This is a genomic window from Exiguobacterium marinum DSM 16307, from assembly GCF_000620845.1.
GTDB classification, from domain to species: Bacteria; Bacillota; Bacilli; order Exiguobacteriales; family Exiguobacteriaceae; genus Exiguobacterium; species Exiguobacterium marinum.
On the sequence record NZ_KK211189.1, the window covers coordinates 1,066,812 to 1,087,455 of the forward strand.

18 protein-coding genes are annotated in these 20,644 nt (G+C 49.9%); 5 read left to right on the plus strand and 13 right to left on the minus strand.

Translation table 11 applies throughout. The annotated features are described in order from the left end of the window. Window positions 1-21 precede the first annotated feature (21 nt). The 3 genes from P400_RS0105825 to P400_RS0105835 all read right to left on the minus strand — a co-directional run bounded on the left by P400_RS0105825 (window position 22) and on the right by P400_RS0105835 (window position 3,509). Window positions 22-1,857, minus strand: coding sequence for an acyltransferase family protein (locus P400_RS0105825; RefSeq protein ID WP_026825298.1), 1,836 nt, complete (start codon window positions 1,855-1,857; stop codon window positions 22-24). A gap of 154 nt (window positions 1,858-2,011) precedes the next feature. Further along, on the minus strand, window positions 2,012-3,196 hold the full coding sequence (gene chrA / locus P400_RS0105830; protein WP_026825299.1) for a chromate efflux transporter: 1,185 nt from the start codon (window positions 3,194-3,196) through the stop codon (window positions 2,012-2,014). Window positions 3,197-3,200: 4 nt separating this feature from the next. Then, the gene (locus P400_RS0105835; RefSeq protein ID WP_026825300.1) at window positions 3,201-3,509 is read right to left on the minus strand and encodes a PadR family transcriptional regulator; all 309 of its coding nucleotides are present in this window, start codon (window positions 3,507-3,509) and stop codon (window positions 3,201-3,203) included. Between the two features lie 202 nt (window positions 3,510-3,711). On the opposite strand from P400_RS0105835, the gene P400_RS15355 reads away from it, so the two are divergent. Continuing rightward, window positions 3,712-6,396: an HD domain-containing phosphohydrolase gene (locus P400_RS15355; protein WP_026825301.1), complete on the plus strand. Its 2,685-nt coding sequence runs from the start codon at window positions 3,712-3,714 to the stop codon at window positions 6,394-6,396. Between the two features lie 41 nt (window positions 6,397-6,437). Here P400_RS15355 and P400_RS0105845 read toward each other — a convergent pair whose 3' ends face one another. From P400_RS0105845 to P400_RS0105855, 3 genes are read right to left on the minus strand one after another with little or no spacing between them, the layout of a single operon-like run. Further along, on the minus strand, window positions 6,438-7,538 hold the full coding sequence (locus P400_RS0105845; protein WP_026825302.1) for an ABC transporter permease: 1,101 nt from the start codon (window positions 7,536-7,538) through the stop codon (window positions 6,438-6,440). Further along, the gene (locus P400_RS0105850) at window positions 7,525-8,658 is read right to left on the minus strand and encodes an ABC transporter permease (RefSeq protein WP_026825303.1); all 1,134 of its coding nucleotides are present in this window, start codon (window positions 8,656-8,658) and stop codon (window positions 7,525-7,527) included. Before P400_RS0105850 ends, P400_RS0105845 begins: the two co-directional genes overlap by 14 nt. A gap of 11 nt (window positions 8,659-8,669) precedes the next feature. Further along, window positions 8,670-9,602: an ABC transporter ATP-binding protein gene (locus tag P400_RS0105855; RefSeq protein WP_026825304.1), complete on the minus strand. Its 933-nt coding sequence runs from the start codon at window positions 9,600-9,602 to the stop codon at window positions 8,670-8,672. 147 nt (window positions 9,603-9,749) lie between these two features. Here P400_RS0105855 and P400_RS0105860 point away from each other — a divergent pair, with 147 nt between their 5' ends. Next, window positions 9,750-10,145, plus strand: a complete 396-nt coding sequence (locus tag P400_RS0105860) for a hypothetical protein (RefSeq protein ID WP_026825305.1) — start codon at window positions 9,750-9,752, stop codon at window positions 10,143-10,145. 86 nt (window positions 10,146-10,231) lie between these two features. On the opposite strand, the gene P400_RS0105865 is transcribed toward P400_RS0105860, so the two are convergent. From P400_RS0105865 to P400_RS0105895, 7 genes are all read right to left on the minus strand, one after another. Continuing rightward, the gene (locus P400_RS0105865; RefSeq protein ID WP_026825306.1) at window positions 10,232-11,131 is read right to left on the minus strand and encodes a CAP domain-containing protein; all 900 of its coding nucleotides are present in this window, start codon (window positions 11,129-11,131) and stop codon (window positions 10,232-10,234) included. 112 nt (window positions 11,132-11,243) lie between these two features. Beyond that, window positions 11,244-13,001, minus strand: coding sequence for a C39 family peptidase (locus P400_RS0105870; protein ID WP_026825307.1), 1,758 nt, complete (start codon window positions 12,999-13,001; stop codon window positions 11,244-11,246). 103 nt (window positions 13,002-13,104) lie between these two features. Next, on the minus strand, window positions 13,105-13,863 hold the full coding sequence (locus P400_RS0105875; protein ID WP_026825308.1) for an ABC transporter permease: 759 nt from the start codon (window positions 13,861-13,863) through the stop codon (window positions 13,105-13,107). Continuing rightward, a complete protein-coding gene (locus P400_RS0105880; RefSeq protein WP_026825309.1) occupies window positions 13,863-14,711 on the minus strand; it encodes an ABC transporter ATP-binding protein in 849 nt (282 codons plus the stop codon). Before P400_RS0105880 ends, P400_RS0105875 begins: the two co-directional genes overlap by 1 nt. Further along, a complete protein-coding gene (locus P400_RS0105885; RefSeq protein WP_026825310.1) occupies window positions 14,708-14,914 on the minus strand; it encodes a PLD nuclease N-terminal domain-containing protein in 207 nt (68 codons plus the stop codon). The genes P400_RS0105880 and P400_RS0105885 overlap by 4 nt, the downstream gene beginning before the upstream one ends. Window positions 14,915-15,026: 112 nt before the next feature. Continuing rightward, complete coding sequence (locus P400_RS0105890) at window positions 15,027-15,440, minus strand: universal stress protein (protein ID WP_026825311.1); 414 nt, start codon at window positions 15,438-15,440, stop codon at window positions 15,027-15,029. Window positions 15,441-15,509: 69 nt separating this feature from the next. Then, window positions 15,510-16,991 carry a SulP family inorganic anion transporter gene (locus P400_RS0105895; protein ID WP_026825312.1) on the minus strand — a complete coding sequence of 494 codons (1,482 nt, stop codon included), beginning with the start codon at window positions 16,989-16,991 and terminating at the stop codon, window positions 15,510-15,512. A gap of 203 nt (window positions 16,992-17,194) precedes the next feature. On the opposite strand from P400_RS0105895, the gene P400_RS0105900 reads away from it, so the two are divergent. The 3 genes from P400_RS0105900 to P400_RS0105910 are packed head-to-tail and all read left to right on the plus strand — an operon-like array spanning window position 17,195 to window position 20,497. After that, the gene (locus P400_RS0105900) at window positions 17,195-17,512 is read left to right on the plus strand and encodes an ArsR/SmtB family transcription factor (RefSeq protein ID WP_026825313.1); all 318 of its coding nucleotides are present in this window, start codon (window positions 17,195-17,197) and stop codon (window positions 17,510-17,512) included. Between the two features lie 27 nt (window positions 17,513-17,539). Further along, window positions 17,540-18,826: an arsenic transporter gene (locus tag P400_RS0105905; protein WP_026825314.1), complete on the plus strand. Its 1,287-nt coding sequence runs from the start codon at window positions 17,540-17,542 to the stop codon at window positions 18,824-18,826. Between the two features lie 12 nt (window positions 18,827-18,838). Further along, window positions 18,839-20,497, plus strand: coding sequence for an FAD-dependent oxidoreductase (locus P400_RS0105910; protein WP_026825315.1), 1,659 nt, complete (start codon window positions 18,839-18,841; stop codon window positions 20,495-20,497). Window positions 20,498-20,644: the final 147 nt, after the last annotated feature.

Sequence of the window (20,644 nt, forward strand, 5' to 3'; positions counted from 1 at the left end):
GGCCCTTGCACCCGCAAGAGCCTAGTTGGATTGACAGCCGATTTTTTCGTTCAGCACGTGACCGAACGCCTCGGCCCCTTTAATATTCAAGTGGACCCCGTCACTTTCGAAATAAGCTTCTTTTCCGATTGACTTCTGATGCCAATCGATGAGGGCAACATTATCATGAAGTTCACTTGCCCGGGCAAGTTTTTCGTTGACCTCGCTCTCCCATGGACGAGGGACGCGTGTGTTGATCAAATAGATTTCATCTGCTCGCTCGAACTGCTTGAGCAGTGTGTCGAGCTGCTCCATTTTGAACGCGCCGTTCGTCCCGAGGTGAAGGAACACAACATGACCAGGGGCGTTATACGATTGATACTCGGACGCGAGCGGAATCGCATCTCGAACTTGTCGTCCGATTTCAGCGTCGATTTTCATGTTCGGGAAGGCATCTGCCAAATATTCGTTCAACCCGAGCATGACCGAGTCGCCAATCGCGAGGGCCGGTGGACATGTCCGTTCGTCTGGTGCTTCAGGTGACGGCTTGTTCTCTTCTGTTGGTTCATCTTCTGACGGTACTTCTTTCGCGTCTTCGGATTCCGGTTCTTTTGGAACGTCCGGGGTCTCGTCTTTTGGCATCGGCACTTTCACGACCGGAATCTCATCTTGAGCCGGTTTTGATTCAGAGAACGCCAAAATAGTCAGATTTCCGACGAGGACAAGCGAGAGCGCGGTCGCACAGGCTGTGGCAGCGAAACGAGCACTCGGATGCGTCGGTGTCGATACGAGTTGACGGAACGAAGCGATGAATCCATTCCGGCGAATCGGTGTTTCGATGAAGCGGTACGATAATTCGGCAATCAAGAGTGTGAGTGCGATTTGCCCAGCCGCGAGTAGTGGCGAAAACGTTCCGAGTCGCTCCAGTGGTGTGGACAAGATGATGACCGGATAGTGCCATAAGTAAATTCCATACGTCCGCGTACCGATGATACGAAGCCAAGCGCTTCCAAATAACCGTGACCAGATCGTCGCCGGATGAGCGACAGCGGCAATCAAAAGGGCGGATAAGAACGCGACAAGTAAGAATCCACCATAATAGAGGAACGTGTCGTAGGCGTTTACGTTGACGATGATCCCGATAATTGCGATCAATGAGATTGCACCGACTACGTTTAAAATGTGCCGTCCGATGTTCGGAATCACTTCTTTAAATGTATCCGGTCTCCAACCGAATGCGAGAATGGCTCCCATGAGAAGACCGAATAACCGTGTGTCTGTCCCGTAGTAGACGCGGCTCGGGTCTGCGTCCGGTACATAGCGGAACGCCATCCAGGCAGCGGAGACGAATAGAAGCGCGGCAAGCAGTTGAAGCAACCGTTTTCGGAATGTGAGGCCGACGAGTAATAGTAACGGCCAGACCGCATAAAACTGTTCTTCTATTGAAAGAGACCATAAATTTTGGAGCGGTGACGGCTTACCGAAGCTCTCGAAGTAAGAGACTTCATGGAAGATATACCACCAGTTATTCACATAAGCGAGCGCGGCCAGTGAATCTTGTCGCACGGTATCGAGTAAGGAACGGTCAAAGAGCGTGACATACGTCATCACGAGCGACAGCATCAAAATGAGTGCCGGCAACAGACGGCGGAAACGTGCGATGTAAAACTTTTTTAAGTCAATCGTGCCGGTCTTCGTCCATTCACGAATCAAGATACCGGTGATCAAATAACCGGATAGGACGAAGAAGACATCGACACCGAGGAATCCTCCGGATATGTAAGGTACATTTAAATGATATAAAATCACAGCCAGAACGGCGAACGTGCGCAAGCCGTCGAGACCAGGCATATACGTTGTATGTTTGAGTGGTTTCATGCCCCCACTTCCTTTCTAGTTTAAAGCGGACATTTCCCTTTTTTTAGAATCCATTCTTCAGTATAACGAGTGGGGGAGAGGGAATGGTTTCAAAAGATTAACAATCAAGTAACGTCATATCCATTGAAAAAAGGGACACAAGGTCCCTTTGTCACTACATCATGTTAATCAACGTTCCACCAAGCACCCCGGCAATCACGAGAGCCCACGGTGGTAACTTCCAATAGGCAATCATCACGAACAGGAAGGCGGCAAAGACGAAGTCAATCGTATCGTTGACGGTACTCGTGAAGATCGGGCTGTAAAACGCCGCAATCAAGATTCCGACTACTGCCGCATTGACCCCGATGAGGGCGCCGGCGACTTTCGGGTTGTGACGAAGCGCGTCCCAGAACGGGAGTGCCCCAAGGATGAGCAAGAATGCCGGCAGGAAAATGGCGAACGTCGCGAGGATTCCACCCGGTACGCCGTTAATTACCGTTCCTAGATAAGAAGCGAACGTGAAGAGAGGTCCAGGGACGGCTTGAGCTGCACCGTATCCCGCTAGAAAGGCTTCTTCACTGAGGAAGCCAGCTGGGACAAGTTCACGTTCGAGTAATGGCAAGACGACGTGACCGCCACCGAAGACGAGAGCTCCGGCCCGGTAAAAACTATCAAACAAGGCGATGGTCTGATTCTCGAACGTCTCCCGTAAAATCGGCAAGATGACGAGAAGTGCTCCGAATACCGACAATAAAATGGCCCCGAGTCGTTTCGAAATCGGGAACGTACTCGATTTTGCGTCGAGACGGTCCGGCTTGAATAAAAGGAATCCTGCAAGTGCCGCGAGAAGAATGAACAGCACCTGACTGAATGTCGTCTGCCAAAGCAAAACACCGGCTAGGGCAAAAAAGGCGATTGTCCGTGTCTTCGTATCTGGTGTCAATTTGCTCGCCATTCCTAAGATGGCGTGGGCGACAATCGCGACGGCGACGATTTTTAAGCCGTATAGCCATCCTGCATCGGAGACGTCTAGTCCCGACAACAGTAAGGCGAACAGCATGAGGACGACGACCGACGGGGTCGTGAATCCGATGAACGAGGTGATTCCACCTAAAATACCCCCACGGACGATCCCAATTCCAATTCCGACTTGTGAACTCGCCGGTCCCGGTAAAAATTGACACAAAGCGACGAGATCGGCATATGCTTTCTCGTCCATCCATTTCCGTCTTCTTACGTACTCCTCATGGAAATAACCGAGGTGGGCGACCGGGCCACCGAACGAGGTCAGGCCGAGCCGAGTCGAAACGAATAAAATTTCTAGTAACGTTTTGAACGTCACACGTTGTGTCGTCATATCTTCACTCCTTGATTTCTTTGAATAACTTGTATGCTTTATGACGGGCTTCTTGTAATACGGAGAGCCCTTTTTCTGTCGTCATGTAATTTTTGCGGACGTGTCCATCGACCGTCTCATTTTCACGAATCAAGAGTCCCTCTTTCTCCATCCCGTGTAAAATCGGATAGAGCGTACCGGCACTAATCTCATATCCATGTTCGCGTAGTTCATCGACCATCCATGCCCCGTATACGGGATGTTCCGCGGCGTGGTGCAAAATATGGATATGGATGAATCCGAGAAACAACTTCCGTAGGACGCGGTCTTCCATACGTATCAACTCCTTGTTATCGAAATTCGATATCGGTTTTCGAAATCAGTTTATCAAACGTGTTAGAGAGAGGCAAGGGAACGACGTGCAGTTTACAAAAAATTAAAAATGGATAGTTGGGAATGACTTCGTGAAAAATAGGGAAAGTATCACAAATGAGATAAACTAAGGGAGAGATTTTAATTGCTGAGGAGGAAGTGACGTGACAAAACCTATTCATTCTTCATACGATACATTGTTGCGCCATATGCCCCAAGGCTATGTCGAGTTTAAAGTGATTTACGACAATGCTTCGGAGCCGACTGACTATGAGTTCTTTGAAGTGAATCCTGCCTTTGAAAAGATTATGAAAGCAAAACGGAAACACTTTATCGGGAAAAAAGTGTCTAGCGCCCTAAAAGACTTTGAATATAGCGAGCGTGAATGGATGATTCAAGTGGCACGTGTCGTTAGCGAAGGTGGAACGGTGACGTTTGAGCATTTCTCCCGACGAAATAAATCATGGTTCGAAATGTCCGTATTTAGTGAACGTGAAGGCTTTGTGTCCGTCATGTTTCATGATATCACGCCTCACGTCCAGGAAAACAATGCGCTCAAGCAACTTGTGAACGTGTCCCATCGGTTCGTCTCGACTGGTAGTGATTTATTGATGAATCAACAATTTCTCGATCAGATTCGCGATTTCACAGGTGCGAAAGCGGTCGCGCTCAATTTGATTGAGAAAGATGGAGTGTCGTACACAACGGTCGCCTTATCGGGTATGGATGAAATGTTAGAGAGAAGTCTCGATGTACTCGGTTTCCACCCGGTCGGGAAGAAGTGGCCGATGACCGAGAAACGGCGAGAACTGTTCAATCGTCCAAATCCGCTTGTATTCGATGGAATCGATCCGTTGATTGACGGCGCGCTTCCAAAACGCCTCGTCAAAAACTTACTTCGGATTTTCTCGCTCGGAGAGGTCGTTCTATTCAAAATTGAAAAAGATGGAGTTCTATACGGTGACTTGACGATTGTGATGCAAGAAGGAAAAGTGGCGAACCGCCTAGGACTTGTCGAATTGTATCTCGTCCATGTCCTAGAACAGTTAGTAAAAGCGGATCATCAAGTGGGTGAGACGAAAAAGTCGATGTTCGATGGGTTCGCCACTCTCGACTTGGAATGCATCATGGCATTCAATACGCGGCAAGCACTCCATTTAAATGACACATGGGAGCGAGTTTTAGGATATTCGCTTGATGAGTTGGAGAACATCGAATTTCTTAGTCTGATTCATCCGGACGATGACGTCATCACGGATGCTGCGTTTGCAGAACTGGAGGAACGGGGAGAGTTGTTCCGTTTTGTCAATCGCTTCCGGACGATTGATGACACGTATCGTTCCATTGAGTGGCACTGCAAACTTCAAGGGAATTATATTTATGCGGTCGCTAAAGATGTGACGGATCGGGTTCAGTTAGAAGAAAAATTAGCCGAACGAGATCGTCTGTTGACGAAGCTATCCAATCAAGTCCCGGGTGCCATCTATCAGTTCGAGTTGTTGCCTGATGGTAGTTTCAACTTCCCGTTTTTCAGCAAAGGATTTGAAGATATGATAGGGATTTCGGCAGAGGCGGTACGGGCAGATGCGAGTCTAGTGTTTCGACGGATGCATCCGGATGATTATCCGAATGTCATGCAATCAATCGATGAATCTTACCGTAATTTGACAATTTGGGATGCGGAGTTTCGTGTGTTGACCGAGGACGGTCGGTCGATTTGGATTTTAGGGTCATCCCGGCCGGAGAAAATTGCAGACGGGCATGTGTTGTGGCACGGCTATATCGGGGATGTCACGGAGAAGAAAACATACGAGAAAGAGATTGAATACCTCAGTTATCACGATCAGTTGACGGGTATCAAAAACCGACGTTACTTTGAAGAGGCGTTGGAGCGTTATGATGATGAGCAGTACTATCCACTCTCCCTCATCGTCATCGATATTAACGGGTTGAAGCTCACGAATGATGCGTTTGGGCACTTAGTCGGCGACCAGTTACTTGTCGAAGCAGCGAACATTTTACGTAATGAACTGCGATCAAAAGATGAAGTGGCACGTGTAGGTGGTGACGAGTTTGTCGTCATCTCTCCAAACACGACGCTCGATGAGGCGAAACAACTGTCGGACCGCCTCGGTCGTCTCTTCCACGACAAGACGGTGGAAGGGTTACCAATCTCAGCCTCGTTCGGTGAAGCGGTCAAGCACGACTCCAATATCGATTTGTCGGAAGTGTTTAATTTAGCGGAAGATCGGATGTACCACCATAAGGTTTCTGAAAAGCAGAGTCGACGCCACCATTCCATTCAGATTATCATGCGAACACTATACGAGAAGATTCCACGTGAGGAGGCACATTCTCAACGTGTCGCCAATTTAGCGGGACAACTCGCCGAGGCGATGGGGTTCACGAGTGCCGAGGTGAATGAGATTCGAACGGCCGCCATTTTGCATGACATCGGGAAAGTGGCGATCAGCAACGATATTTTGGACAAATCAGGTGCGTTGACCGAATCTGAGTGGCATGAAATCAAACGTCACCCCGAGATTAGTTACAACATTTTAAGTACAGTACCTGAATACATTGCCTTGTCTGAAATCGTTTTGGCGCACCATGAACGATGGGACGGGAAGGGGTACCCGAAAGGATTGAGTGAATATGAAATCCCGCTCGCTTCCCGCATCATCTCCATCGCTGATACATTCGATGTGATGGTGACAGGCCGACCTTATCGGCAAGCGAAGACGATTGATGAGGCGCTCGCTGTCATCCTTGAAGAGGCGGGCAAGCAGTTTGACCCTTCACTCGTCGATGTCTTCTTTGAAAAAGTCGTTCCGACGCTCCAACAATAAAGCAAAGCGAGGTCTCCAAATGAATAGGAGACCTCGCTTTTTTAGATGGTGAGTGGTCGTTTTTTCAACACAAGGATGGTGAACAGGAAAACAAGTCCGGTCATACCAATCATGACGAGGATGGAGAGGAAGGGGAACTGCCCCTCGTACATCGTGATGACGCCGTTGTTCAACCAATACGTCGGTAAGAAACGACCGACCAGCTTCAATGAATCCGGTAGCCACAAAAGGCTAATAAATGCCCCGCCGGTGATGGCGGATGCCATCGTGACGGAGATTTGAAAGATATTCGCCTTCTCCCGATTCGTCGCAAATACAGCGATGAGACCACCGAACGCCAGACAGACGAGCAGATAGGATGCGAACAATGCGAATATGGTCGGGAGATGCGTCCATACGTCCTGGCCATATAGGGCGAGACTCACACCAATCAACAGCATCACATAGACGAAGCCGACGAGATAAAAGGCGAGGAGAAGGGATGCGAAATAGCCCCGAGGTGTCACAGGTGTAGCGAACAAACGCGCATAAATCTTCTCGTCCCGGTCGTCTGCGACAAACATCGGGATGAATTGGAGAAATGTTGACATCATGATGAATGACAACAGACCGAAAAAGGCTTGGGTACGGGCGGTCGTGGCGACACTGTCTTGGAATGGTTCATTCGAGAGTGTGTAGCCGTTCATCGTTTCTTGTGACGCAAGTTGTTCGAACGTGGTTTCATCATACCTACTCGCTTCAAGCAGTTGACGTTCGCGCGACAAGTGACCGTTGAGCGCCTGGTCAATCAAAGATGCGTCACTCCCGGCAATCGCGGAGAAGGAAAGTCGGGGCATATCGCCAGCGAAGGCACGTTCTGTAAAGTTCTCAGGGATGAGGAGGACGATGTCTTCTCCTTCTAACAGAACGTCCTCTTCATTCGTTTCAAGCAAGGTGACCCGACCGAACCGTTCGGCTTCCTCGATCAGACGCTCGGCAAGGATTCCGCCGTCTTGGTCGACGACACCGATGGATGCGTTCAGGCTTGACGTTCCCCCGACAAAGGACAAGATGAGTGCGAAACCGAACATTGACACGAATGTGAATACCCATAGTCCTTTCTTCCTTAGCATTCGTTTGGCCACGTGTCTAATGAGCACCATGACGTTTCACCCCTTTCGAGAGAATATAGCTGACCGCAATCAAGACGAGTAAATGAATTCCGAGCAGTCCGAGGCTCTGCCAGTACATACTCATGTCACCTTCGCGAAGTAGTACGGACAGCATCCCGTCCCGCATAAAGATCGGCATGAACACATAAGCGGCCCACGGTGCATAGTTCAGCGTCACCTGATCAAAGCCGGGGACGTAGCCGCCTGATAAGATCATGATGATGGCGACGAAGCCGTTGACGATCGCATCTTTCGTCGTCGTGCTCAACTTCGGAAGGTTGACGATGACAAATCCAACGGTGACCCCGTATGCGGTCAACGCAAACCAGGAGAGGATCAAATATCCGAATTGAACGTTTTCTAAATCAAAGGTCCGATAGACGAAATGGCTGAACCAAAACAGGAGGATGAGTTGTAGCAAAATGATGACATAGCGGCTGAACGTCCGCGCGAGCCGATATTGAACTGTGCGGACAGGTGCCGCCTGAATGCGTAAATAACTTCCGGTGTTTGGCTGTTCTTCTCGTGCCATCGCCGTGATATAGAACGATCCGAATAGAGCCGTCATGATGGAGATGGTGACGGTGAAATATTCAAGCGAGGTCGGGGTGCGTCCAGCTAAGTCGACACTCTCCGTATCAAGCCACGTTTCATTCTCGTACGGAGCCGATACACCTGCTTCTGCAAGCGTGATCTGTTGATTGGCAATCGCCGTATATTGCCCGAGGATGGCATCTAAGACGTCGAACTCAACAGTCGTCGGTTCTTCATAAAAGAGCGTGATGTCCCTCCCGTCGAGCTGTAAGATGACATCTGCATCCCCGTCGTTCACGCCACGTTCGGCAGACTTGATGTCTTCGTATGGGACGAGACGGATGAACGCCTGAATGTCCTCTTCGTTTAAAAAGTTCTCGAGCGGCTCGCGGTACTGATCGGTCGACGATTCGACGTAGGCGACATTCGTGACCGGCAATTTGAACGTGTCACTGAAGACGGCCGAGAGCATCGTCCCGAGGCCGAAGATGAGAATGAGTGGGAAGATGAGCATCCAAAAGATCGTGGTGCGGTCCCTTAGTCGCTGTTTCACATCGTATTTGATGAAAGTCCACATGAGAAGCCCTCCTATTCTCGAAGCGTCTTCCCGGTCAATGCCAAAAAGACGGTATTGAGGGAAGGACGGTCGACCGTGATGGACGTGAAGTGTACATGTTCATGATGTAGCGTCTCAAGGAGCGGTGCGAGCGGGGTATCTTTATCTAATGAAACTTCGATGTACGGTTCTGTATACTCCACTTTTTGAACATGTTCGAGTGCGTCAAGTCGCTCGAGCAAGTGTGGAGTGAGCGCATCGACTTTGATTCGGGCCGTTTCGAGTGTCATCACACGGTCTTTCAACTCGTCTTGCGTCCCTTCGGCAATGATTTTCCCTTCATCGACTATGGCGATTCGGTCGCAAAGGAGCTCGACCTCTTCCATATAGTGTGAGGTGTAGATGATGGTGGCCCCGCGACGATTCAGTTCACGGATATTCTCTAAAATCGTGTTACGCGACTGCGGGTCGATGGCGACGGTCGGTTCATCCATGAAGATGAGCTCAGGTTCATGAACGATTCCACAGGCGATATTGAGGCGGCGGAGTAGACCACCGGATAATTCAGGCGGACGTTTCTTTTGGTGAGCATCGAGTTCGACGAAGGCAATGGCGGACTCGGTCTTTTGTTTTGCTTCTTTTGGACTGAATCCATACAGTTCGGCGAAGAATTGGATGTTTTCATAGACAGTCAGCTGATCATAGACAGAGACGTGTTGTGGCACAATGCCGACACGGCGTTTAATGGCCAGTTCGTCTTTTGGCATCGATTGTCCGAATATATGAATCGACCCGGAATCTGCCTCGTACAGATTTAACATGACAGAGATGGCGGTCGTCTTACCGGCACCGTTCGGACCGAGCAGGCCGAATAGTTCACCTTCTTCGACTTGAAGACTGAGGTCATTTAATGCTGTCGTGTCCCCGAATTGTTTTGTGACATGGTCGAGCGAGATGATTGGCATGTGTGTACTCCTCTCTTATATAAAATAATTCTCATTATGCTACTCAATGGTTTTCGTTGATTGTCATGAATTTACCTGTCCGGATTCATCGAAATATGTAATAATCTAAGTATTCAGATAATTATTGTGTTGAAATGAGGGATTGGGATGAAAGGATGGCAATTCAATAAACAAGAGGGGGCATTGTTCCCAGACGAAGTTGTGCTTTCCGCGTTTTGTACAGTCGAACCGAAACGTATGGATTCGACGTTACCGTTTTACTATGACGAGTCGATTTTTCGATTCACGAATAAAGAAGAGACGTTCTACTTTAAAATATCCCCGAGCTATCACGAGTTTGAGATCAGTGTCAAGAATCAGGATGGGGAATTAGTCTATTATCAACTGCTTCGAACGGTAAGCAAAGTCGAGATTTTAGAAGACCGGCGGGACCATGCGGAGTTGTTGATCGTACTCGCGGAAGATCGGAAGCGGACCGTGACGTCAATCGAGTTGACCGTCCGACCGCGTTTTCGTGTGCTTGTGAAGGAGCATGAGGTGTGAGAATCGTATCGTTCGGAGCGGATGAGAATCCGCTCTTTTTGTTTGGCTAAAAAAAGACAGCCACGAGGTGACTGTCCCTTCATCGGTTATTTCGTCAAAAAGATTTGGACATGGATGGTCGACCCTTGGGCATCGGTCGCTTTGCCGATTCCTAGATGGGTGTAATTCGCCTTCAAGATGTTCGCGCGATGTCCGCTACTGTTCATCCAAGCATCGACCGCACGGGCCGGATCGCTTGACCCTTTATAGATGTTCTCGCCCCAGCCACGGTACGAGACGCCGTAAGCGTCTAACGTATCGCCTGGTGTGCCGTTCTCGTTGAGCGTGTGTGAGAATTGATCGGTACGTGCCATCTCCTCTGCCCGGACTTGGGCGACACGATTCGCCTTGCTCGAAGCAGCGAGAAGAGAGAGGCCGGCAGCCTTCCGCTCTTTATTCGTCTCGGTCAATATGTTGACGGGCGATGTGAAACGGACGTGTTTGGCGAGGATATACCCCGTGTACGTTCCGTAACGTACCTTATACCATCGTGTCGTACCGGTATAACGGTAAGAGACGGTCTCGAGTTCGGTGCCTTGACGAACGAATTTGACGTTCGAGGATGTCGTCAACGGACGTGACTTTAAGTAGACGCTCGATGGTTTGACATACGTCGGTTTCGTGAACTTCACCTCGGCAGTGGACAACCGGACATACTTTGCCGGCAAATAGGCGTAGCCGCTGCCCCATTGAATCTTATACCAACGTACGCCGTCCAATTGAAACGAAGTACGGACACGCATCGATCCGTCCCGTGGGATGAGTGCAAGACGCTTCGCGCTCAATGAAGGGGATTGTCGGACATTGAGTTGACTGATTTTTGTCACGTAACCCGTCGTGTTGATCGACGTCTCGTAATAAGCGTGCACCCGATTCGTACCGAGCGGTGATCCGATGATACCGAGGGTCAGAATCATCGTGAGTAGTAGAGGTATGTGTTTTTTCAACTGATCGACTCCTTTTGTGGGACTCCTTATATTCTATATTGTATGGCTGATTTTTAGTTTTACCATTTCATTACAAAAAGGACGGACTCTTCGTGAGCCCATCCTTTCGTGACTACCTGACTGCTAGCGCCTTCCAGCCCGTCGCGCCCATGACGGCGCTCACTTTTGATTTCGGGATGACTAAGCGACCGCGATACGGGTCGTTAATGTATAAGTTTGACTTGTCATAGCCGGTCGCCAACATGACGTGATAGTTGACGTAGCCGGTGAACTTCTTGTTCGAGGCGGTGTACCAGTTGAAGTAGCCGTACGGCTTGTTGAAGTCAACGCTCGCCCAGACGATGACCGGGTTGCCCATCGACAATTCCCGTTCAATCGAACCGAGTCCTTGGTTGGACAAGTCTTTCACAGGACGATATTTGCTGGCAAATCCGATCATACCTTTTGGATAAATCCCATAGTTTTTATATTTGCCGAGCGTCCGTTTCGGGTCACCGGTGAACATGACGTTCGGGTCGACCCAACGGTATAGTCTGTTCTCGTAGCGAGCGTTCCACATACTCTTTGGCATCTCGTTGTATAAGGTGGATGCGCCGACGGCACGGCCTTTCTCTTCAAGTGCCATCTTGAGGGAGAAGAACTCACAGCCAGACGGGTACCCCATCGGGAACTGACGATAGAGTGGGACGCTCATTTTATAGATGGACAGCGCTTGAGAATAGACGCCCCGCGCATCGAATGAGGCGTTACCGACGCGGCGGTTTTGATACATTTTTCCGAACGTGTCGAAGTAATGCCATTTCCCGTTAATGGCTTGCCAGTCCGTCTTTTTCGTTAAGGCAGGTGCGAAATATTCGTACTGGGTCGTGTATTTCCAGCCTTTTTCGGGGACGCCGGTCGAGTGGAAATGATATGTTTTTCCATCCAATCGGAATTTCCCTTGCAGCCGATAACCGTATGTCGGATGGAACCCGACCTTCTTCCCATCAACCGTCTGGAATCCATATTCGCGTCGACCATAGTAGTCGAACGAATAATAACGTGAGTTTAATTTATGGATTCCTTCAAGACGATAGCCGTAGGTCGGGTGAAAACCGTACATGACACCGTCAATGCGTTGGAGACCGTACTTACGGTCACCGTATTTTCCGAACAGATAGTGCCGGTTGTTAATACGATGAAGTCCCTCGAGACGATATCCATAATACGGATGGAAGCCATACATTTTCTCGCCGATGCGGGCGAGTCCTTGACGACGTTTGCCGTCATTCCCGAAGTAGTAGCGACGCGTGCCGATCGTTTTCCAACCAGTCGCCATTTCGCCATGTTCCATCAGATAGTACTTTTTTCCGTCTATTGTGTACATGCCCGTATGGATTGTGCCGTCCGGGAAGAAGTAATGTTTGGCGTCACCAAGCTGTTGCCATCCCGAGAGACGGACCCCTTCCTCGGTGAAGTAGTACCGCTTGCCTGAGATTGTCTGGAAACCGGTAACCGGTTGACCGGTTTTATCGTAATAATAGACGAGACCATCCCGTTCCTGCCATCCGATGAGCAGCTTCCCGTTCTCGTCAAATGTATATGTCGTGCCGTCGACAGTGTAAGGACCAGTGATGAGTCGTCCGTCTGCCTCAAAATAATATGTAGCGTCTTCGATTTCTTGCCAACCTGTAAGGAGCGTTCCGTCATCGTTCAGATAGTACGTATGGCCCTCAATTTCTTGCCAACCCGTCAACACCGTCCCGTCACTCGAGGTGTAGACGATGCCGTCGTCCGTCTGTTGGAATGACCCTTCAGCATGAGTCGATAGAGGAGAGGTGAAGAGGGTTCCAGCAATTAAACTGAACATTGTAGTCGTCTTCCAGTTCATATTGTTAAGCCTCCCGATTTTCAAAAAATCCTATATAAAATAATATAACCATTTTTATCCAAGGGAAGATAGTGGCAAATGAATCATTTACAAGGTCAGACGTTTACGTCGAATGACTCATGAAGCGAAGGCGTTTCGACGCCACATAAAGCGAGAGGACGACAACGAGGATTCCGGTCAGGAGCGGCCAAACGAGATCCACCTCTGTCAGTAACACCTCGCTCGATAGCGGTCCGAGCATCCATGGCATCCAATCAAGGTCGACCCAACCAATTAAGAGGGACATGACGAAGTGGAGTCCGAGCGTCAAGACGACCGCAACCACGCCGCTCTCTAGAAGTGCTGCGATGAAAAAGAAGATAGATAGTTGCACGATGAAATGACAGACGAGAAGTGCCGTCGACACGAGAAAATCGACCGAGTCAAATGCATCAAATAGAATCACTGTATAGTATGCTGCTGCCGTTTGTGCGAGCAAAATACCGCCGAACGTCAATAAGGCATAATGGGCCCATTTGCTGATGACAATACGTGATGTCGGGATTTGTAATGACTTGAGCCATGCGAGTGTCCCATTCGTCCGTTCATGGCTGAACGTATGCATCGCCGACAATAAGACGATGAGGAGTCCGATTTGACGAAGCTGTTCACTCACTGAGATTAAGACTTCCTCCGGAGTTGGGATCGGGATCTCGATGATGGTTCCGTCAGGGAAATTTCCACCGGAAGCGAGGATATCCGGTAAGAAGTAGAGTGTGATCGGCTGCATCGAGGCGAGGAGCATAAGGGCGACGGGAATCCAAATGAGTCGTTTGTTTGACCATGCTTCGCGCCATTCTTGTTTGAAGATTGCTGTACGCATCAGGCGTTCACCTCCAAAAATAAGGACTCAAGAGACGGATGCCCGACGTGCAGCGATTGGATGACGACGTTCAGTTCCAAGACGCGTCGCAAAATCGCTCGCTCGGCGAGCTTTCGGTCCGATGATTCGAATACCCACGTTGAACCGTGTTGGATTGTCTGAGTCACACCTTCTAGTTGGTTCCAGTCCGCTCCACTCGTTTCGTCGTCGAAGAGTCGTAATTCGATGGTCGATTTCGAACCGAGCAGGTCGGTCACGGTGCCTTCCATGAGCAATTTTCCTTGTCGAAGCAAGAGCACCCAGTCGCTCGCTTCTTCGGCATCCGGGAGAACGTGCGTAGAGTAGAGAATCATTCGCTCCCGTTTCAAATCGCTCAATAAATCGAGCACTTCCCGACGACCGCGAGGGTCGAGTGCGGAGACTGGTTCATCGAGCAGCAATAATTCCGGGTCATGCACGAGCGCCTGTGCGATGCCGAGTCGTTGGCGCATCCCTCCGGATAGGTTTGCAGCCGGTCGGTCGACCGGTTCGAGACCGACACGTTTTAACAGTTTGACGGGGTCGACGTGCTTTGTACCTGTCAACTCGACGGCATATCGAATCGTCTCGACGGGAGTCAAAGACGGGTAGAGGGCCGGACGTTGCGGCAAATAACCGATGCGTGTTTGTACGTGACCGCTCACGTCACCACTTGTAGGGTTCGTGACACGGGCGAGCAAGTTTAAAAGCGTCGTCTTACCCGCTCCGTTCTCACCGAGTAAGGACGTGCACCCAGGGCGCAACTCAAAACTGACATCATCGAGTGCTTTGAACGATCCGAAGTGTTTCGAAATGTGTGTGACCTTCATCGTTTTGCCCGTCCCCATAAGAAGTAAACAATCGGTCCAAGAATGTTAATGAAGACGATGACGAGGAGCCATACCCATTTCGGTCCGTTCGTCACGTCGCGTTTGAATAGGTCGATCAAAGCGACAACGAGCAGGATGAGTTGCAAAATCAAGACAGGGAGTAGGATGAGTAAAAGTGTATTCGGGTCGTTTGTGATATCCATAGCGAGAACCTCCTTTTGAAGTAAACGATCTTTAACTCATTCTACACGAACGAAAGGTCCCCTGTATGTGACACAAAAAATCCCCATCTCACATGGAGATGGGGAAAACGGATCATTTGACGATGATGACAGGAGCGAGCGCGCGTTTGGCGAGTTTATGACTCACGCTACCGAGCACGAACTCTTGGAACGTATTTAAGCCACGCGAGCCGACAACGACATATTCATAAGGCTCGTGATTCGCATATTTGACGAGCTCAACGTCCGGTTCGCCTCGGAGCTCAATATATTCGTAATGGATTCCTTCCGCTTCCGCCAAGTCAAACAATGGCTTGAGCATCTGTTTACGCTTCGTCTCCAAATCGATTTTACCTGTCGAATTGAGAGCCGCTTCCTTCGATTCTTTCGCACTGATGACGTGAACGATATCGATTGACGCATTCGACGCCTTTGCAAGTTGAATCGCTTTTTCAAGCGCACGTTTCGAGTGGGCAGAACCATCTGCCGCTAAAAATACCTTTCCCATGAAAACTCCTCCTCTTTCGCACGTTCTACTTTTAGTATAGGTGATTTGCCGAACAGGGGAAATGACGAATCAGTGACCGGCGTTCGTATCTTGTTGCTTCAAGTGAAGCGCGAGAGTGTTGAGCAGTTTTTCCGAGTCTTTGTTCAAGTTAAGAAGTTCCGGTTCGATTCCGACTTCTCGGTATTTAAAGACGACCTTATCGATGGCACCGATGGCCGAATCATCCCAAAGATGCGTGTTCGCAAAGTCGATTGTGACTGTGTTGATTCCTGCGTCGATATCTTCTGTAATATCGAACTGGTTGACAAATTCAGACGTCGAAGCGAAGAACAGCTGTCCGTTGACTGTATAATCTACGCGGTTTGAAGTAACTTGGCGACCGAGGTCGATCTTTGAAATTTTGGCGGCGAATAAAATCGCAGCCGTCAAGATTCCACCGAGTACCCCGAGGGACAGGTCATGTGTGAAGACAGTGACGAGGACCGTGACGAGCATGACGACCGTATCCGACTTTTGAGCGGTGCGCATCGCTTTGAGCGAGCCCCAGTCAAATGTTGCATACGATACGAAGAACATGACTCCGACGAGCGCACCGACCGGGATGAGCATGAGTACATCACTCATCGTCATGATCATGATGAAGAGTGCAAGTCCGGCTGTGAACGTTGACAGACGACCACGCGCACCTGACGAAACGTTGATGACAGATTGACCGATCATCGCACATCCTGGCATCCCACCGAAGAATCCGGCGATGATGTTCGAAATTCCTTGTCCGCGTGATTCGCGGTTTTTGTTGGAATCTGTACCTGTCATGTCATCGACGATTTGCGCCGTCAAGAGCGATTCAATCAATCCGACAAAGGCGAGCGAAATCGAGTACGGCAAGATAATCATAAGTGTCTCGAGCGTGAACGGCACATCCGGGAACAAGAAGTCCGGAAGCGTAGCTGAAATCGTCCCCATATCTCCAATGTTTTTCGTATCAAGCCCGAATGTAATCGCGAGAATGGTCATGACGACAATCGCGACGAGCGGAGCCGGGATCGCTTTCGTGACACGTGGGAACAAGAAGATGATGGCGAGTGATGCGGCGACAATCGCCCAGATGATCCAGCTTTCGCCTTCAAAGTTTGACAATTGTGCCTGGAAAATCAAAATGGCGAGCGCATTGACGAAACCGACCATGACGGCGCGCGGAATGAATTTCATCAACCGGGCGATGCCGAAGTAGCCGAGAACGATTTGAATGATCCCGGTCAAAATACCGGCGGCGAGCAAGTACTGGAGACCATGGTCGGCGACGAGTGAAACGATGACGAGCGCCATCGCACCAGTTGCAGCCGAAATCATCGCAGGACGGCCTCCGGCGATTGAGATGACCATAGCGATAATGAATGAGGCATACAGTCCGACCATCGGGTTGACTCCCGCGATGAGGGAGAAGGCGATGGCTTCCGGGATGAGCGCTAGGGCGACGACAATCCCGGCTAAAATGTCGGCTCGGACATTTCCGAGCCATTCGTGTTTCAACGTATTCAATCTTTCCAAAAGAACACACCTTTCTCTTTATAATATGATGATTTGATTTTCGAGTCTCACGAAAATCAAAATAATGGATTCTGACATTTTCAACGTGTTTCATCATACCGAATTCAACCCGAAATGACAATTGCTTCGTGTTAAAAACTATGTTATTTTCATAACGTACAGGTTATATAACGGAAGGGTTATATGAGAGGTGGGGAACAAATATGTACGCTGTAGATGAACTGAGTAAAGTACTCAAGGTGCTCGGTGACCCGACCCGGTTGACGATGTTGAAACAGATGGAAGCAGGCGAACAGTGTGCCTGTAGCTTCGTCGATCGTTTCGACATCTCGCAACCGGCGATCAGCCGTCACTTGAAAATGTTGCGTCAGGCGGGACTTTTATTAGAGCGCCGGGACAAACAGTGGATTCACTATCGATTGAACGAGACGAGCCCGTTTTATCCGCTCGTCGTCGACCTATTGAAACAAGTGGAACTGACTGAAGTGGCGTGTACGTGTGATGTCTCATGTGACACTTGATGAATTGAAAAGTTGGAGGGAAATGTTTTGGAATGGATTGCTAGTCTTATATTTGTGGTGACGCTTTTCCTCATCATCAAACAACCGAAAGGCCTCGGCATCGGTTACTCGGCGATGGGGATGGCCGTCATTGCCCTCATTTTGGGCGTCGTCAATTTTGATGATGTCGGAACAGTATGGGGTATCATTTGGAACGCGACGTTCACATTCATCGCGATTATCATCATTTCGCTCATTTTAGACGAGATTGGATTTTTCGAATGGGCCGCATTACATATGGCCCGAATCGCAAAAGGTGGTGGAGTGAAGTTATTCGTCTACATCACGCTACTCGGTGCGCTCGTTGCGGCACTATTTGCAAACGACGGGGCGGCGCTCATCTTGACGCCGATCGTCTTAGCGATGGTCCGGGCTCTCAAACTGCCGGATGCGGTCGTCTTGGCGTACGTCATGGCCTCTGGATTTATCGCCGATACAGCGAGTTTGCCGTTCATCGTGTCGAACCTGGTCAATATCGTCTCGGCCGACTTCTTCGGAATCGGGTTCGCCGAGTATGCGGCACGGATGGTGTTCGTCAACGTCTTTGCGGTTGCGGGTAGTCTACTCGTATTGTATTTGTACTTCAGAAAAGACATCCCGAAACAGTATGATGCATCTCAATTGGCTAAACCTGCGTCAGTCATCAAAGACCATACGATGTTCCGCTTATCGTGGGTCGTGCTCGCGTTACTCGTCATCGGTTACTTTACGAGTGATTTGATTGGCATCCCGGTCTCATTCGTCGCCGCTGTCATCGCCCTATTTTTCTTGGTGATGGCGAACCGTTCAGCTGCGGTAGAGACGGCACAAGTCGTCAAAGGAGCACCGTGGGCCATCGTCTTCTTCTCGCTCGGCATGTACGTCGTTGTTTATGGATTACAGAACGCCGGACTCACACAAGTGCTTGCGAACTTTATCGACTGGTTTGCGGTGAATGCCTTCAGTGCGACGTTCGGAATGGGATTTTTGGCTGCCGTCTTGTCCTCAGTCATGAATAACATGCCGACCGTCATGATTGATGCGCTCGCCATCGACTTGACGAATACGACCGGCCAGATTCGGGAAGCACTCATTTATGCGAATGTCATCGGCTCAGACTTAGGTCCGAAGATTACGCCGATCGGGTCGCTCGCGACATTATTATGGCTCCACGTACTTCGGACAAAAGGGTTGAGAATTGGATGGGGTGAATACTTTAAAGTCGGGATCATCCTGACGATTCCAACACTCGCCATCACACTATTTGGTTTGTATATCAGCTTACTACTTTATTAAGGAGTTGTTTTTATGAAATTAGTGATTATCGGTTCGGTCGCAGCGGGGACATCCGTTGCAGCAAAGGCACGTCGTAACAACGAAGATGCACAGATTACGATTTACGACCGGGATTACGATATCTCGTATTCGGGATGTGGGATTCCTTACTATGTCGGTGGAGAAGTCGAATCACGTGATGACTTGACGCCGCGTGACGCCGCCTTCTTTAAGAAGCGGTATAACATCGACGTCATGACACGACATAACGTGACAGCGGTCGACAAGGATGCGAAAACGGTGACGGTTGAAAACTTAGATACCGGTGAGACGTTCACGGACTCGTATGATGTCCTCGTCCTCGCGACAGGGGCGACAAGCATCGTCCCACCGATTCCTGGAGTGAAATCGGACAACGTCTTCCCGATTCGAAACATCCAACACGCGGAAGCTACACGTTCGTTCGTGGATTCGACAGACCCAAAACATGCGACGATTATCGGGGCCGGCTTCATCGGTCTTGAGATGGCCGAACAGTTGAAACTTCGCGGTGTGGAGGTCACTATCATCGAGCGCGTGCCGCAAGTCATGCCCCCACTCGACAAGGACATGGCATGCCGCGTCGAGGAGCATCTCGAACAGAACGGGATTGAGCTCATGCTCGGTGAGACGGTGACGGAACTCATTGGTGACGGTCATGTGGAGCGTGTCGTCACCGAGAGTGGGAAGACGATTGAGACAGATTTCGTCATCCTATCGGTCGGGGTCCGTCCGAACGTCGAACTCGCTATGCAAATGGGTGTCAAATTGGGTGAAACGGGTGCGATTGCCGTCAATGAGCGGATGGAGACGAACGTCTCAGACGTGTATGCCGCCGGTGACGTCGCGGAGAGCTTCTCCATCGTGACAGGTAAACCAATCTGGCGCCCGCTCGGTTCGACAGCGAATAAGATGGGGCGGACCGCTGGGGACATCATCACGGGAGGACATCTCGAACATCGCGGCATCCTCGGTACGGGCATCTTCAAAGTGTTCGGACTTGCCGTGGCGCAGACGGGTCTCGCCGAAAAAGAAGCGCGTGAACTCGGGTACGATATTGAGGTGCTTCATAACACGAAACCGGATAAACCAGCCTATATGGGTGGAAAAGATATGACGATTAAAGCAGTCGCGGACCGTGCGACACGTCAACTGCTCGGCGTCCAAATCGTCGGATTCGAAGGGGTCGACAAGCGAATCGACGTCTTCGTCACGGCGATCACGCTCAAGGCAAAAGTAGATGATTTGTTCCACCTCGACCTTGCCTACGCACCACCGTTCTCGACGACGAAAGATCCAGTCATGTATACGGGGATGGTCCTTTCGAACAGCATCGACAAGGCGGCACGACTCATCACACCGGCCGAGCTTCAGACACGAATCGATGCCGGAGAAGACATGCAAATCATCGATACGCGTAAAGCAGCACAGTTCGAGAAGGCATGTGTCGATTGTGCGGTCAACGTCCCGCTCGGTAATCTCCGGGAAGCGGCGAATGACATGGACAAAAACAAACCGACCGTCGTCTACTGTAACGGCGGAGTGACGGGGAACGCGGCACAGAACGTGCTCCGTAACCTCGGATTCACCGACGTGTACAACTTGTCGGGCGGTAACAAAAACTATCAGTTATTCAAAAAGTACGGGAACTAAACAAGACGACGTCCGAGTCATACGGACGTCGTTTTTTGTGAACAGAACTCTCTTTAGTCCATATTCCTTAGGTGACATGCCCGTCAACTGATGACAATTGACCCTTTTCTAAAATAACATTGATTCGTTAAAGGAAACCGTTTACAA

Bases quoted from the DNA above. Each gene is read 5' to 3' on its own strand.
- P400_RS0105825 (WP_026825298.1), bottom strand. From the start codon at position 1,857: ATGAAACCACTCAAACATACAACGTATATGCCTGGTCTCGACGGCTTG.
- chrA (WP_026825299.1), bottom strand. From the start codon at position 3,196: ATGACGACACAACGTGTGACGTTCAAAACGTTACTAGAAATTTTATTC.
- P400_RS0105835 (WP_026825300.1), bottom strand. From the start codon at position 3,509: ATGGAAGACCGCGTCCTACGGAAGTTGTTTCTCGGATTCATCCATATC.
- P400_RS0105845 (WP_026825302.1), bottom strand. From the start codon at position 7,538: ATGGTGCTCATTAGACACGTGGCCAAACGAATGCTAAGGAAGAAAGGA.
- P400_RS0105850 (WP_026825303.1), bottom strand. From the start codon at position 8,658: ATGTGGACTTTCATCAAATACGATGTGAAACAGCGACTAAGGGACCGC.
- P400_RS0105855 (WP_026825304.1), bottom strand. From the start codon at position 9,602: ATGCCAATCATCTCGCTCGACCATGTCACAAAACAATTCGGGGACACG.
- P400_RS0105860 (WP_026825305.1), top strand. From the start codon at position 9,750: ATGAAAGGATGGCAATTCAATAAACAAGAGGGGGCATTGTTCCCAGAC.
- P400_RS0105870 (WP_026825307.1), bottom strand. From the start codon at position 13,001: ATGAACTGGAAGACGACTACAATGTTCAGTTTAATTGCTGGAACCCTC.
- P400_RS0105875 (WP_026825308.1), bottom strand. From the start codon at position 13,863: ATGCGTACAGCAATCTTCAAACAAGAATGGCGCGAAGCATGGTCAAAC.
- P400_RS0105880 (WP_026825309.1), bottom strand. From the start codon at position 14,711: ATGAAGGTCACACACATTTCGAAACACTTCGGATCGTTCAAAGCACTC.
- P400_RS0105885 (WP_026825310.1), bottom strand. From the start codon at position 14,914: ATGGATATCACAAACGACCCGAATACACTTTTACTCATCCTACTCCCT.
- P400_RS0105890 (WP_026825311.1), bottom strand. From the start codon at position 15,440: ATGGGAAAGGTATTTTTAGCGGCAGATGGTTCTGCCCACTCGAAACGT.
- P400_RS0105900 (WP_026825313.1), top strand. From the start codon at position 17,195: ATGTACGCTGTAGATGAACTGAGTAAAGTACTCAAGGTGCTCGGTGAC.
- P400_RS0105910 (WP_026825315.1), top strand. From the start codon at position 18,839: ATGAAATTAGTGATTATCGGTTCGGTCGCAGCGGGGACATCCGTTGCA.